We start from the raw sequence: 14,112 nt of genomic DNA on the forward strand, positions 1-14,112 counted from the left end.
TACCGGATGCGCCTCACCCTCCAGGATTTCTATGAGCAGGCCAACCCAAAGGCCGCGGCTGAGTTCCTGGCCGACTGGTGCGAGATGGTTCTGGAGGCTGGGTTGGAACCCATGAAGAAGGTCGCCCGAACCCTGATGGAGCATGCCGATGGCGTCCTGCACTGGTTCTGGAGCGGGTTCAGCAACGGACTCCTCGAAGGCATCAACTCCTTGATCCAGGCCGCCAAAGCCAAGGCCCGCGGCTATCGGACCACCCGCAACCTCCTCAACATCGCCTACCTCATCGCCGGCAAACTCGACTTCGCCTTACCGGTCCGCTGAGGTCCTACCCACCCAATTCAGCGAGGAACCTTTAATAACCGGTCCTAAATGCCCCTCATCGCGCGCCTTCGTTGATGCGGTCCTAATGGGGCGCGAGTTAATATATTGTTTATATTAATCTTGCAACACTTCTGCACGATCGGACAACTTATGCTTCGGACTTTGCACGAGCGGACAAATTATGGTTCCAGCACCGGGTCTGATCGGTCGATTTTGACCCTCAAAGGGGGATGAAATCGGGCCCATGCGGACAGAATATGCTTCCTGAACCGGACATCTTTTGGTTCACGACACAGTTTTTGCTTGGTGAAAACGAAAAGGCGGGAGTCGAAATCGCTGAAATGCTGGCAGGTAGCCGTAGCCGGAGGCAGTCCGGGGGACTGCCGGAGGCGTTAAGCGGCGTGCCAGCATTTCGCGCGGCCGGAGCGTCACCCCGCAGGGGTGATGCGGAGGGACTCCCACCACCTCCACCAAGAAAACGCCCCCGCCCTGCGGGGGTGTTTTCTTGGTGGACATGATAGGGCGGGAGTCGAACCCCAGAAACGATGCCAGGCTGACTCGAGAGCCCATGGATGCATGCCCCTGGATCGCGACCGAGTCTGGGCCAGGGCTAGGGCCCCGGCGGGGACGCACAGCTGCCCGAGGGTGTGGTTGGAGGCGCGTCATTCAGCCTCGGCCACGTCCGATTCGCGCGTGACTGCCCCGGGACTCGTAAAGGCCGCGGAGATAGGCCTGGCGAATTCGGCATACGCCTCGGGGATGAGCCCCGCCATCCGGCCCCCTCCCTCGCGGGCAAAACGGGTGGCCCGCCCGTCGGGCGACTCGACAGAGATCCGCCAGGGCTTATCCTTCCTTGTTCCGGGCCTGGAGGAGATCCCGTGAGCCTGACCCCCGCCGCCGATCCCGAGTGCGCCAAAGGCCCAAAGCCCGGCCTGGATCTGGTCATCCACGCGCGGGTGCGCGAGATCGCCAAGGGCTTCGCCGTGCGGCGTCTGCTGCCCGCCAGCGCCCGCCGGATGGTGGGACCCTTCATCTACTTCGACCACATGGGCCCCGTGGGCCATCCGCCCGGGGGCGGCATGGACGTGAAGCCCCATCCCCACATCGGCCTCGCCACGGTCACCTACCTCTTCGAGGGCGAGCTGCTGCACCGGGACAGCCTGGGCTCCCGCCGGACCATCCGCCCCGGCGACGTGAACTGGATGACCGCGGGCCGGGGCATCGTCCACTCGGAGCGCACGCCGCCCGAGCTGCGCCCCCAGGGGGGGACCCTCCACGGCCTCCAGCTCTGGGTGGCCCTCCCGGACGGCCAGGAGGAGGTCGCGCCGGAGTTCCACCACCACCCCGGGGGGACCCTGCCCGAGGTCCAGGTGGGCGAGGTCCGGCTCCGGGTGCTGGCGGGCTCGGCCTACGGAGCCACTTCGCCGGTCCATGTCTTCTCCCCCCTCTTCTACGTGGATGCCACCATGCCCGCCGGATCCACGCTGCCCCTGCCGGAGGGGCCTGCGGAGCGGGCGGTGTACGTGGCCTCTGGCTCCGTGGCCTGCGCCGGACAGACCGCCGGGCCCGGCGACATGCTGATCTTCGCGGAGGGCGCGCGGCTGGAGGTCCAGGCCGCGGCGGACACGCGCCTGGTGCTGCTGGGCGGGGCCCCCGTGGGAAAGCGCCTCATCTCCTGGAACTTCGTCTCCAGCTCCCAGGGCCGCCTCGACAGGGCCGCGGAGGACTGGCAGGCCCGCCGCTTCCCCACCGTCCCCGGCGACGAGGAGGAGTTCATCCCCCTGCCCTCCTTCCCCTGAATGTGCCGGGGAAGGGTTTGACACAACGTCAAACAATTACGGCCATCGGGGATTGAATGGGCCGGATTTAGTGCTTCCCATCACCTATTGATACCTGCCCCTCGCCCGGTCTGGTTCCTGCGGCTAGAGTCATGTCGTCCTGTTTTCAGCCCCCGAACCACCCCGCGGCTGCCTTGGGACGGGCGCCCCGGTCTTCCCGCCCAAGACCCATCCGACCGGAGCTCCGCTCCGCCTTCACACCCCCTTCCTTCCCGGAGGAACCATGAGCCAGTACGTCAATGAAGTCCTAGAGGGCCTCAAGAAGAAGGCCCCCTGGGAGAGCCTGTTCATCCAGGCCGCCACCGAGATCCTCCACTCCCTGGCGCCGGTCCTCGAGAAGGAGCCCAAGTACAAGAAGAACGCCATCCTCGAGCGCATCGTGGAACCCGAGCGCGCCATCGGCTTCCGCGTGCCCTGGGTGGACGACAAGGGCCAGATCCGCGTCAATCCGGGCTGGCGCGTGCAGTTCAGCAGCGCCATCGGCCCCTACAAGGGCGGCATCCGCTTCCATCCCAACGTCACCCTCGACACCCTGAAGTTCCTGGGCTTCGAGCAGATCTTCAAGAACAGCCTCACCGGCCTGCCCATGGGCGGCGGCAAGGGCGGCTCCAACTTCGATCCCAACGGCAAGTCCGACGCCGAAGTGATGCGCTTCTGCCAGTCCTTCATGATGGAGCTCTTCCGCCACATCGGCGCCGACACCGACGTGCCCGCCGGTGACATCGGCGTGGGTGGCCGCGAAGTCGGCTACATGTTCGGCATGTACAAGAAGCTCGCCAACGAGTTCACGGGCGTGGAGTTCACGGGCGTGCTCACGGGCAAGGGCCAGTACTGGGGCGGCAGCCTCGTGCGTCCTGAGGCCACGGGCTACGGCGTGGTCTACTTCGCCGAGGAGGCCCTCAAGACCAAGGGCGAGTCCATCGGCGGGAAGAAGGTCGCCGTCTCCGGCTTCGGCAACGTGGCCTGGGGCGCCGTCACCAAGGCCACCCAGCTGGGCGCCAAGGTCGTCACCATTTCCGGCCCCGACGGCTACATCTATGATGCCGACGGCATCAGCGGCGAGAAGATCGAGTACATGACCGAGATGCTCCGCATCGACCGCATGTCCGTGGCCCCCTACGCCCAGAAGTTCAAGACCGTCCAGTTCCACGCCGGCAAGCGGCCCTGGGAGCAGAAGGTGGACGTGGCCCTGCCCTGCGCCATCCAGAACGAGCTGAACCTCGACGAGGCCAAGAACCTGATGGCCAACGGCTGCATGGCCGTCATCGAGGGCGCCAACATGCCCAGCACCCTGGACGCCGTGGAGTTCTTCCAGGCCAACACCGGCAAGATCCTCTTCTCTCCCGGCAAGGCCTCCAACGCCGGCGGCGTGGCCACCTCGGGCCTGGAGATGAGCCAGAACTCCATGCGCCTGGGCTGGACCGCCGAGGAGGTGGACGCCCGCCTGCACCAGATCATGATCAACATCCACAAGTCCTGCGCCGACGCGGCCGCCCGCTTCGGCACCCCCGGCAACTACGTGAACGGCGCCAACATCGCCGGCTTCATCAAGGTGGCCGACTCCATGATCGACCAGGGCCTGGTCTGAGCACCGCGCTTTCGCCTATAGAGAAAAGGGGGGCCGCGTGCGGCCCCCCTTTTCTGCGCACGCCGGTACACTGCGTGGAATCCGAGGCCCCCGCGATGATCAGCCGCGACTTCAACGAGATCTTCCACAAGTACGCCACGGACAAGGAGATCTTCCACGAGCTCATGCCCCTGCGCACCCGGGAAATCCTCCTGGTGGCGCCGGCCTTCGACGCCTTCACGCTGGAGCAGGACGGCCTGCTCACCGAGATCCTCTTCGACGGCTACTACCAGCTCAACATGAGCAACCCGCCCCGGGTGACCAACGTCTCCACCGTGGACGAGGCCCTGGAGCGCTGCGCCAGCCGCCACTTCGACATCATCATCGTCATGAGCCGCCTGGGCCAGGGCGGGCACGTGGAGCTGTCCCGCGCCCTGCGCAAGGCGGCGCCGAAGATCCCCATCTACCTGCTGCTCAACGACAACGTGGAGGTGGGCGTCATGGACCGGCGCCGCCAGGAGCTGCAGCGCCACTTCGACCAGATCTTCGTGTGGAACGGGAACCCCGAGATCTTCATGGCCATGGTGAAGTTCATGGAGGACCGGGCCAACGTCCTCAACGACACCAAGGTGGGCCTCACCCGCGTGATCCTGCTGGTGGAGGACAGCATCCGCTACTACTCGCGGTACCTGCCCATCCTCTACAGCGAGATCCTCAAGCAGACCACGCGCCTGGCCAAGGACCAGAACATGGACCGCATGACGCGCACGCTTTCCATGCGCGTCCGCCCCAAGGTGATCCTGGCCACGTCCTACGAGGAGGCCATGGCCTTCTGCGACCAGTTCCAGGACTGCCTGCTCTGCGTCATCTCGGACCGCAAGTTCCCCAAGGACGGCACCCTGGACCGGGAGGCCGGCATCAAGCTCATCCGGGCCCTCAAGGAGCGCATCCCGGACCTGCCGACCCTGCTCCAGTCCTCGGATCCCCTCAAGGAATCCTGGGCCACGGCCCTGGGCAGCGGCTTCCTCAACAAGAACTCCTACACCCTGGGCGCCGAGCTGTCCGCCTTCTTCTACGAGCGCCTGGGCTTCGGGGACTTCATCTTCCGCGACCAGGCCGGGGAGGAGATCGCCCGGGCCACGGACATGGACGACCTGCGGGAGAAGCTGCGCACCATCCCCGCCGAGTCCCTGGTCTACCACGCCCTGCGCAACCACTTCTCGTCCTGGATCATGGCCCGCGGCGAGGTGCAGGTGGCCAAGGTGCTGGCCAAGTTCCGCATCTCGGACTACCGCGACCCCGAGGACCTGCGCACCTTCCTCATCGACGTGGGCGACTACGTGCAGCGCATGAAGACCCTGGGCAAGGTGATCCCCCTCACCGAGTCCACGCCCCGGGACGAGCCCAACATCCTGCGCCTGGCCCCGGGCTCCATGGGCGGCAAGGGCCGCGGGGTGGCCTTCACCCACTCCATGCTCTCCCGCATGGACCTGGAGAGCCTGGTCCCCGAGGCGAACATCCGCATCCCCCGCTCGGCCATCATCGGCACCGAGGAGTTCTCCGGCTTCATCCACCGGAACGGGCTCCGGCAGCTGATCCAGGACGACGTGGACGACGACGCCATCAAGCGCCGCTTCCTCATGGGCTCCCTGTCGCCGGAGCTGATCTCCAAGCTGCGGCTCTTCCTCACCAAGCACGCCAAGGTACCCCTGGCGGTGCGGTCCTCGGGCCTCCTGGAGGACAGCCTCTCCCACCCCTTCGCCGGCCTCTACAGCACCTTCTTCCTGCCCAACAACGACCCCGACCCCGCCGTGCGGGAGGTCCAGCTCATGGAGGCCATCAAGCTGGTCTACGCCTCCGTGTACTCCAAGGCCTCCCGGGCCTACTTCCAGGCCATCGACTACAAGATCGAGGAAGAGCAGATGGCCATCCTCATCCAGGAAGTCTCGGGGCGGCGCTTCGGGACCCGCTTCTACCCGCACATCTCCGGGGTGGCCCAGTCCTTCAACTACTACCCTGTGGCCTACACCCAGCCCCAGGACGGCATCGCCAACCTCGCGGTGGGCCTGGGCAAGTACGTGGTGGAGGGGGAGAAGGCCTACTGCTTCACCCCGCCCTACCCCGAGATGGACATGCTGCCCCCCAAGGAGCAGCTCCGCACCACCCAGAAGCACTTCTACGCCCTGGACCTAAGCCGCACCTCCGTGGACCTCTATGCGGGCGAGGACGCCACGCTCCTCAGCCTGGACATCGGGGAGGCGGAGAAGGACGGCGCCCTCCACCACTGCGCCTCGGTGTGGGACTGGAACGACGACCGCATCCAGGACGGCCTCGACCACGTGGGGCCGCGCATCGTGAACTTCCGCAACATCCTCAAGTACGACCAGTTCCCCCTGGCGAAGATCCTGCAGCGCCTGCTGGAGCTGATCCGCGAGGCCATGGAGACGCCCGTGGAACTGGAGTTCGCGGTCAACCTGGACCCCGACCCCCAGAACGGCAAGCCCACCTTCACCCTCCTCCAGATCAAGCACCAGCTGCTGGAGACCGGGGACGTGAATCTGGCCATCGAGGACCTGGACCCGGCGGAGGTCTTCTTGTTCTCCGAGAAGTGCGTGGGGAACGGCACCGTGGAGGGCCTGCGGGACGTGGTCTGGGTGGATCCCGAGGGCTTCGACAAGTTCGAGACTCCGGCCCTGGCCGCGGAGATCGAGAAACTCAACGACCGCTTCCGCGCCGAGGGCGGGAAGTACGTCCTGCTGGGGCCCGGCCGCTGGGGCAGCAACGACCGCCACCTGGGCATCCCCATCGTGTGGTCCATGATCTCCTGCGCCCAGGTGATCGTGGAGTACGCCATGGAGAACTTCCAGGCGGATGCCTCGCTGGGCTCCCACTTCTTCCACAACGTGACGTCCCTGAACATCGGCTACTTCACCGTGCCCTACCCGCGCGGCACCGCCCTGCTGGACTGGGACTGGCTGCGCCGGCAGCCCGAGGCCTGGCGCTCGGGCTGCCTGGTGCACACGCGGCTGGAGGAGCCCGTCCACATCGTCATGGACGGGCGCCGCAGCGCCTCCGCCATCTTCAAGCGCGCCCCGGAGCCTGTCCCCGAGGAACCGGAGGAGTTCCTGTAGGCCCCGTCACTTCTTCCGGGTGTATTCCATCTCCATGAGCTTCACGAAGGCGCCGTCCTTCCCCTTCACGAACATCGAGGCCGTGCGGTGATCGTGGTCCACCTGGGTGTGGACCTCCTTGAATGCGAGGGGCTTCCCGGCCTCGTCGCGGCCCTCGAAGAAGAGCGTCATCTCGCGGCAGTCCTTGGCGCAGGTCCCCTTGCTGACGGCCATCCAGGTGCCGCCGTTGTCCACCCAGCTGCCCACGTGGGCGCCCTGGTGGGTGTCGTAGCCGAAGAGGCCGTGGCCCTCGAAGGCCTGGCCCATCATCTCGGCGCGCATCTCGGACTTCAGCCACAGTCCGCCGGATACGAGGGTGTTGGTCTCCGTCCCCTTGGACACCACGGGCGGCTTCGAGGGATCCATGTACATCTTCGCCACGGCGATCCAGGTGCCGGCCTGGTCCCTCATGGCCAGGTGGTGGCTCGTGGGCTTGGGGAGCTGGCCCTCCTGGGCCGTCAGGGTCAGGGCACATCCGAGGGAGAGGATCAGGGCGCGCATGGGGCCTCCAGGCGCCCATGTTACCCCTCGATGGCGCCGGCCCCCCTTCCGCTAAAGTAAAGGCTGGAGGGCCCCTTGATCCAGCATCCCGGCAACGTGTTCGTGGTCTCCGCGCCTTCGGGGGCGGGCAAGTCCACCCTGACCCAGCGGCTGGTGCGGTCCGTGCCGGACTTGAGCTTCTCCATCTCCTTCACGACCCGGAAGCCCCGGCCCGGCGAGGTGGACGGCCGGGACTACTTCTTCATCGACGACGCCCGCTTCGACGCCCTGGTGGCGGAGGGCGGCCTCGTCGAGTGGGTGGAGGTCTACGGGCGCCGCTACGGCACGGGCCGGGCCTGGCTGGACGGCGTCCTCGCCACGGGCCGCGACATCCTCCTGGACATCGAGACCACGGGGGCCATGAACCTGCGCCGGGCCATGCCCGAGGCCCGCATGATCTTCATCCTGCCCCCTTCCGCCGCCGCCCTGGAGCAGCGCCTCCGGAGCCGGGGCCAGGACTCGGACGAGCAGATCCACATCCGCATGCAGCACGCGAAGCACGAGCTGGAGCTGTATTCCGCCTACGACTACCTGATCCTCAATGACGACCTCGAACTCGCCTACAGGCAGTTCGAGAGCATCGTCCTCGCCGCGCGGGCGGCCCGGGAGCGCATGGCCCCCGCGGCCCGGAGGATCCTGGAGGGATTCTAGGAAGCACGGGGGTATCCTGGAGGGACTCTCCCCGGGAGCCTCATGGCCCGATTCCTCAAGCGCAACTGGATGTGGATGGTGATGGCCGCCACCGTCGCCGTGGCGGGGCCCCTGCTGGCCCGGTCCGGCGCCGAGGGCGCCCGCCAGCGCAGCCTGGAGACCCTCACCGAGGTCATGGACCTCGTGCAGAAGCAGAGCCCCGAGCCCCCGGCACCCCGCCAGATCACCCACGCCACCATCCAGGGCATGCTCCACACCCTGGACCCCCACTCGAACTACATGGACGAGAGCGAGTTCCGGCTGCTCCGCGAGGAGCAGAAGGGTTCCTTCTTCGGCATCGGCGCCATCATCCAGCAGCACGACCAGGGCATCGCCATCATCAGCCCCATGAAGGGCGGCCCCGCCGAGCGCCTGGGCGTGCGCTCCGGCGACATCATCAAGGAGATCGACGGGACCAGCACCGAGGGCATGACCTCCAGCGCCGCCCTTCAGAAGCTCCGCGGCGAGAAGGGCACCCTGGTGGAGATCGCCATCCAGCGCTCGGGCATCGCGGACCTGCTGCGCTTCTCCATCCCCCGGGCCGAGGTCCCCACCAACAGCGTCTACTACAGCTTCATGCTGGACCCCACCACGGGCTTCATCCTCATCAAGGACTTCGGCGAAACCACGGCCGACGAGTTCGAGAAGGCCGTGGCCTCCCTCAAGAAGCAGGGCATGAAGCGGCTCATCCTCGACCTCCGCGGCAACGGCGGCGGCGTGCTGGACGCGGCCATCGGCATCTGCCGCCAGCTCCTGGGCCCCGACCAGCTCATCGTGAGCCAGAAGGGCCGGGACGGCCGCGACGAGAACCAGACCCGCACCAGCAAGGGCGCCCAGCTCGATCCCTTCCCCCTGGTGGTGCTCATCAACCGCGGCTCCGCCAGCGCCAGCGAGATCGTCACCGGCGCCGTGCAAGACCACGACCGCGGCCTGGTGGTGGGGCAGACCAGCTGGGGCAAGGGCCTCGTCCAGAGCGTGCTGCCCATCAACCGCTCCCGGGGCCTGGCGCTCACCACGGCCCGCTACTACACCCCCTCGGGCCGCAGCATCCAGCGTGACTACAGCCACGGCCTGGACGACTACTACAACCCTGAGGACGACAAGGATCCCAAGCCCCAGGGCCCGGCCTTCAAGACCGACCTGGGCCGCATGGTCTACGGCGGGGGCGGCATCAACCCCGACTACCCCCTGCCCCAGGTCCGCCTCAACGAGTTCATGGTGAACCTCCGCTTCCGCCACTCCGCCTTCTTCCGCTACGCCGTCCAGGAGAAGGAGCGCTTCGGCATCCTCCCCGGCGAACGCGCCAACGATGCGGTGATGGCCCGCTTCCGCGCCTGGGCCCAGGAGCAGAAGCTCCCCATCACCGACAAGGAGTGGGCGGACAACCTGGAGGGCATGCAGGAGCAGCTCTCCATCGAGATGCAGAACGTGGCCTTCGGCGTGGAGGCCGGCTTCAAGCTCCAGTGCGCGAAGGATCCCGTGATCCTCAAGGCCCTCGAGGTGATGCCCGAGGCCGAGGCCCTGCTCCGCAAGAAGCAGCTCCTGGGCCGCGCGCCCGTCACCACCGCAGCCACCCTCCGCTGAAGCGAGGTCCCCATGGATGTCACGCTCCCCGAGCACGTCGAGGCCCTGCGCCAGGAAGTGCGCCGGTTCGCCGAGAAGGAGATCCGGCCCCACGTCATGGCCTGGGACGAGGCCAAGACCTTCCCCATGGACGTGGTGAAGCAGCTGGGCGAGATGGGCATGATGGGCGTCATCTTCCCTGAGGAGTACGGGGGCGCCGGCATGGGCTACCAGGAATACGCCGTGGTGGTCGAAGAGCTCTCCCGGGTGGACGGTTCCGTGGGCATCACCGTGGCCGCCCACAACAGCCTGTGCAGCAACCACATCTACGCCATGGGCAGCGAGGCCCAGAAGCAGAAGTACCTGAAGCCCCTGGCCAGCGGAAAGGCCATCGGCGCCTGGGGCCTCACGGAGCCCGGCTCCGGCAGCGATGCCGGGGCGCTGCGCACCACCGCGAAGAAGGAGGGTTCCTACTACGTCCTGAACGGCACCAAGACCTTCATCACCCACGGCACCGTGGGCGACATCTTCGTGGTCATGGCCCGCACCCGCCCCTCCGAACCCGGCCGCAGCAGCGCCGACGGCATCAGCGCCTTCGTGCTGGAGAAGGGCATGAACGGCTTCCGGGCCGGCAAGCAGGAGAACAAGCTGGGCCTGCGGGCCAGCGACACCTCCGAGCTGATCCTGGAGGACGTGAAGGTGCCCGAGGCCAACCTCCTGGGCGAGGAGGGCGTGGGCTTCAAGCAGGCCATGAAGACCCTCGACGGCGGGCGCATCAGCATCGGCGCCCTGGGCCTCGGCATGGCCCAGGGCGCCTTCGAGGAGGCCGTCCGCTACAGCAAGATCCGCCACACCTTCGGCCGCCCCCTGGCGGACCACCAGGGCATCCAGTTCAAGCTGGCGGACATGGGCATGGAGATCGAGGCCGCCCGCCTGCTCATCTACCGCGCCGCGGGCCTCAAGGACCAGGGCCTGCCCTACGCCAAGGCCGCCAGCATGGCCAAGCTCTACAGCTCCGAGGTGGCCTGCCGCGTGGCGGACCAGGCCGTGCAGATCCTCGGCGGCTACGGCTACATCAAGGACTACCCGGTGGAGAAGTACTACCGGGACGTGAAGCTCTGCACCATCGGCGAAGGCACCAGCGAGATCCAGCGCACGGTCATCGCCCGCTACCTCCTGTCCGAATACTGATATGAACAAAGGGGGACCGCCCGGCCGCTTCGCGTCCTCTGCGTCCCCCCTCGTGCACCCCCACGCGGTGCCCGTGCGAAGCCCGGCCACCACGTCTGCTCCCGGAGTCCCCATGAAGGCCCTGATCCTCCTCGTCGCCGCAGGCCTGCCCCTCCTGGCCGCCCGCCCCATGCAGGTGGACGACCTCTTCAAGGTCAAGCGCGTCACCGACCCCCAGCTCTCCGCCACGGGTGCCCTGGCCTACCAGGTGGGCACCGTGGACTTCCAGGCCAACAAGTCCACCACCCACGTCTGGTACAAGCCCGCCGGCGGCGAGGCGAAGGCCCTGGACCTGGGCCCTGGAAGCCAGAGCCGGCCCCGCTTCAGCCCCGATGGGAAGAAGCTGGCCTACCAGTCCGGCGGCCAGGTCTGGATCGTGGACCTGGGCACCAAGGAGAAGCGCCAGCTCACCAAGCTGAGCGGTGGCGCCGAAGGCCAGGTGTGGAGCCCCGATGGCAAGTGGCTGGCCTTCCTCTCCACCACCGTGCCCTCGGGCAACGACGCCGAGAATGCGGCCTACCTCAAGCGCCAGGAGGAGAGCAAGGTCAAGGCCCGCCTCATCACCCACCTGATGTACCGCCACTGGAACGAGTGGAAGGACGACCAGCAGGTGAGCCACCTCTTCGTGGTGCCCGCGGACGGCAGCGCCGCGCCCCGGGATCTCACCGCCGGCCTCGCCACCGACGTGCCCAACTTCGCCGATGTCGCCGCCGGGGACGGCTTCGCCTGGGCGCCCGACAGCAAGGCCCTCGCCTTCGAGACCCACCCCGAGCAGACCAAGGCCACCAGCACCAACGGCGACATCTACGAGGTGGCCCTCGCAGGCGGCCCGGCCCGGAAGCTCTCCGACAACCCGGCCATGGACACCACGCCCCGCTACTCGCCGGACGGCCAGTCCCTGGCTTGGCGCGCCCAGCGCCGACCCGGCTTCGAATCCGACAAGTGGGAGCTGTGGGTCATGGACCGGGCCACGGGCAAGGTCGTGCGCACCACCCAGGCCTTCGACCAGAGCTTCGGCGACTTCCAGTGGCAGGGCCAGGACCTGGTGGGCGTCAGCGACCAGCAGGGCCATGCGGACCTCTTCCGCTGGGACGCCAAGGGCCTCACGCGGCTCAGCAAGGGCCTGCACATCGAAGGCTTCGCGCTGGACAAGGACAAGGCCCTGGTGGTTTCCACCAGCCTCGCCACGCCCCAGGATCTCTACACGCTGGACCTGAAGACGGGCCAGGCGGCCCGCGCCACGCACCACAACGAGGCCCTGGCCAGGGAGCTGAGCCTCAACCCAGGCGAGGATCTCTGGGTGGATACCGTGCCCCTCACTGGCAAGGCCACCAAGGCCCACGCCTTCATCGTGAAGCCTGTGGGCTTTGATCCGAAGAAAACCTACCCCGTGGCCTTCGTCATCCACGGTGGCCCCCAGGGCGCCTGGAACGACAGCTGGCACCCGCGCTGGAACGCCCAGGCCTGGGCGGGCCGCGGCTTCATCACCGTGCTGCCCAACCCCCGCGGCTCCTCGGGCTTCGGCCAGGCCTACTGCGACGCCATCAGCGGCGATTGGAACGGCGCCGTGATGACCGATCTCATGAACACGCTGGACGCGGTGCTCAAGCAGTTCCCCAACGCCGATCCCAAGCGCGTGGTGGCCTGCGGCGGCAGCTACGGCGGCTACGCCACCAACTGGCTGGCGGGCCATGAGCCCGACCGCTTCGCGGCGTTCGTCACCCACGCGGGCATCTTCAACACCGAGAGCATGCAGGTGGGCAGCGAGGAGCTCTGGTTCCCCCGCTGGGAGTTCAAGGGCTGGCCCTGGGAGAGCGCCGAGACCAAGGCCCGCTGGCAGTCCCAGAGCCCCAGCAGCGCCGCCGCAGCCTTCAGGAAGCCCATGCTCGTGATCCACGGCGAGCTGGACTACCGTGTGCCCGTGGGCGAGGCCTTCCAGCTCTTCAACACCCTCCAGCTCCGCGGTATCCCCAGCGAGCTGCTCTACTTCCCCGACGAGTTCCACTTCGTCCTCAAGCCCCAGAACAGCAAGCTCTGGTACGACACCGTCCTCGGCTGGTGCGAACGCTGGACGAAGTAAAGCCGCAAGCTGAACCACCAAGACACCAAGGCACCAAGAACTGCTTTTTCTTTTCTTGGTGCCTTGGTGTCTTGGTGGTGATCAGTTTCTTGGAATCACGCCCCCGCACGCGCCCGGATCGGACAGGGCCCGCCAGGGTTCGAGGACGAAGGGACGGCTGAAGGCGCGGGGGTGGGGCAGCTCCAGGGTGAGCTCCGGCCCCAGGGCGCGCAGGTCCTCCGGCGTCTCCCAGTGCCAGGATCCCGGCGGGCCGTCCGTGGTGATGAGGTCCAGGTCGAGGGTGCGCGGCGCGTTCCGCCCGGCGGTGCGGTCGCGGCCATTCGCCAGCTCCAGGCGCAGCAGGGCCTCCAGCAGCCGCCGCGGATCGGCCTCGGCCGTCACGAGGATCGCCACCGTGTTGAGGTAGGCGGGCCCGCGGCCCGACTCGTCCGGCGTCTCCATCACCAGGGGCGAGGGCAGCACCGTCCCCAGCGTCCGCAGCGCCGCCAGCCCCGCATCGAGGTAGGCCCTGCGGTCGCCGAGGTTCGAGCCGAGGGCGATGACGGCCTTCATCGGAAAAAACCAGAAGTAGCCGCAGATGAACACGGATGAACACAGATATGGGCTTGGTTGTTTTTATCTGAGTTCATCTGTGTGTATCCGTGGCTAATGCTTCTTCCCGTGTTCCGCCACCACCAGCGTGCGGATGCCGCCGCGGATGAGGAAGTCCCCTTCCACACGCATCCACTGGGGGTTCAGCGCCTTCACCAGGTCGTCGAGGATCTGGTTGGTGACGGCCTCGTGGAAGGCGCCCCGGTCGCGGAAGCTCCAGAGGTAGAGCTTCAGGGACTTCGACTCCACACAGAGCTGGTCGGGCTGGTAGAGGATGCGCAGCTTGGCGAAGTCCGGCTGGCCCGTGAGCGGGCAGAGGCAGGTGAACTCCTCCGTCTCGAAGGTGATGGTGAAGGGCCGCCCCGGGCGCGGGCTGGCGAAGGTATCCAGCTTGCCCGTGGGCCGCGTCACGACGAACCTAGGGAGCTGCTCGGGAAGCGAGGGCTTGGGGGTCTTCTTGGTGGCCATGGGAAATTCCTTCAAGACTGTTTTAACCGCAGAGGACACAGAGCTCGCAGAGGG

Annotated in this window: 11 protein-coding genes; 8 read left to right on the forward strand and 3 right to left on the reverse strand. The window is 67.2% G+C overall.

What is annotated here, in order from left to right; genetic code table 11:
• From G398_RS0101870 to G398_RS0101890, 4 genes are all read left to right on the forward strand, one after another.
• Positions 1-321: transposase (locus tag G398_RS0101870; protein ID WP_026852331.1), on the forward strand; the 321-nt coding region annotated here is incomplete at its 5' end.
• 884 nt (positions 322-1,205) lie between these two features.
• Positions 1,206-2,120 carry a pirin family protein gene (locus G398_RS0101880; RefSeq protein ID WP_052571233.1) on the forward strand — a complete coding sequence of 305 codons (915 nt, stop codon included), beginning with the start codon at positions 1,206-1,208 and terminating at the stop codon, positions 2,118-2,120.
• Positions 2,121-2,382: 262 nt separating this feature from the next.
• Positions 2,383-3,747: an NADP-specific glutamate dehydrogenase gene (gdhA, locus tag G398_RS0101885; protein WP_026852333.1), complete on the forward strand. Its 1,365-nt coding sequence runs from the start codon at positions 2,383-2,385 to the stop codon at positions 3,745-3,747.
• Between the two features lie 95 nt (positions 3,748-3,842).
• Positions 3,843-6,857, forward strand: coding sequence for a PEP/pyruvate-binding domain-containing protein (locus G398_RS0101890; protein ID WP_026852334.1), 3,015 nt, complete (start codon positions 3,843-3,845; stop codon positions 6,855-6,857).
• A 6-nt stretch (positions 6,858-6,863) separates the two neighbouring features.
• On the opposite strand, the gene G398_RS0101895 is transcribed toward G398_RS0101890, so the two are convergent.
• Positions 6,864-7,397 carry a DUF1579 domain-containing protein gene (locus G398_RS0101895; RefSeq protein ID WP_026852335.1) on the reverse strand — a complete coding sequence of 178 codons (534 nt, stop codon included), beginning with the start codon at positions 7,395-7,397 and terminating at the stop codon, positions 6,864-6,866.
• A gap of 75 nt (positions 7,398-7,472) precedes the next feature.
• Here G398_RS0101895 and gmk point away from each other — a divergent pair, with 75 nt between their 5' ends.
• The 4 genes from gmk (at position 7,473) to G398_RS0101915 (ending at position 12,999) form a co-directional block, all read left to right on the forward strand.
• Complete coding sequence (gmk, locus tag G398_RS0101900; RefSeq protein ID WP_026852336.1) at positions 7,473-8,087, forward strand: guanylate kinase; 615 nt, start codon at positions 7,473-7,475, stop codon at positions 8,085-8,087.
• 42 nt (positions 8,088-8,129) lie between these two features.
• Positions 8,130-9,710 (forward strand): S41 family peptidase, encoded by a 1,581-nt coding sequence (locus G398_RS15485; RefSeq protein ID WP_052571147.1) that lies wholly within the window; start codon positions 8,130-8,132, stop codon positions 9,708-9,710.
• 12 nt (positions 9,711-9,722) lie between these two features.
• Positions 9,723-10,880 carry an acyl-CoA dehydrogenase family protein gene (locus G398_RS0101910; RefSeq protein ID WP_026852337.1) on the forward strand — a complete coding sequence of 386 codons (1,158 nt, stop codon included), beginning with the start codon at positions 9,723-9,725 and terminating at the stop codon, positions 10,878-10,880.
• Between the two features lie 112 nt (positions 10,881-10,992).
• The gene (locus G398_RS0101915; RefSeq protein WP_026852338.1) at positions 10,993-12,999 is read left to right on the forward strand and encodes a dipeptidyl-peptidase 5; all 2,007 of its coding nucleotides are present in this window, start codon (positions 10,993-10,995) and stop codon (positions 12,997-12,999) included.
• Between the two features lie 81 nt (positions 13,000-13,080).
• On the opposite strand, the gene folK is transcribed toward G398_RS0101915, so the two are convergent.
• Positions 13,081-13,551: a 2-amino-4-hydroxy-6-hydroxymethyldihydropteridine diphosphokinase gene (folK, locus tag G398_RS15490; protein ID WP_052571149.1), complete on the reverse strand. Its 471-nt coding sequence runs from the start codon at positions 13,549-13,551 to the stop codon at positions 13,081-13,083.
• A gap of 93 nt (positions 13,552-13,644) precedes the next feature.
• Positions 13,645-14,058, reverse strand: a complete 414-nt coding sequence (queF, locus tag G398_RS0101925) for a preQ(1) synthase (RefSeq protein WP_052571150.1) — start codon at positions 14,056-14,058, stop codon at positions 13,645-13,647.
• Positions 14,059-14,112: the final 54 nt, after the last annotated feature.

Source organism: Geothrix fermentans DSM 14018 (assembly GCF_000428885.1).
Taxonomy (GTDB): Bacteria; Acidobacteriota; Holophagae; order Holophagales; family Holophagaceae; genus Geothrix; species Geothrix fermentans.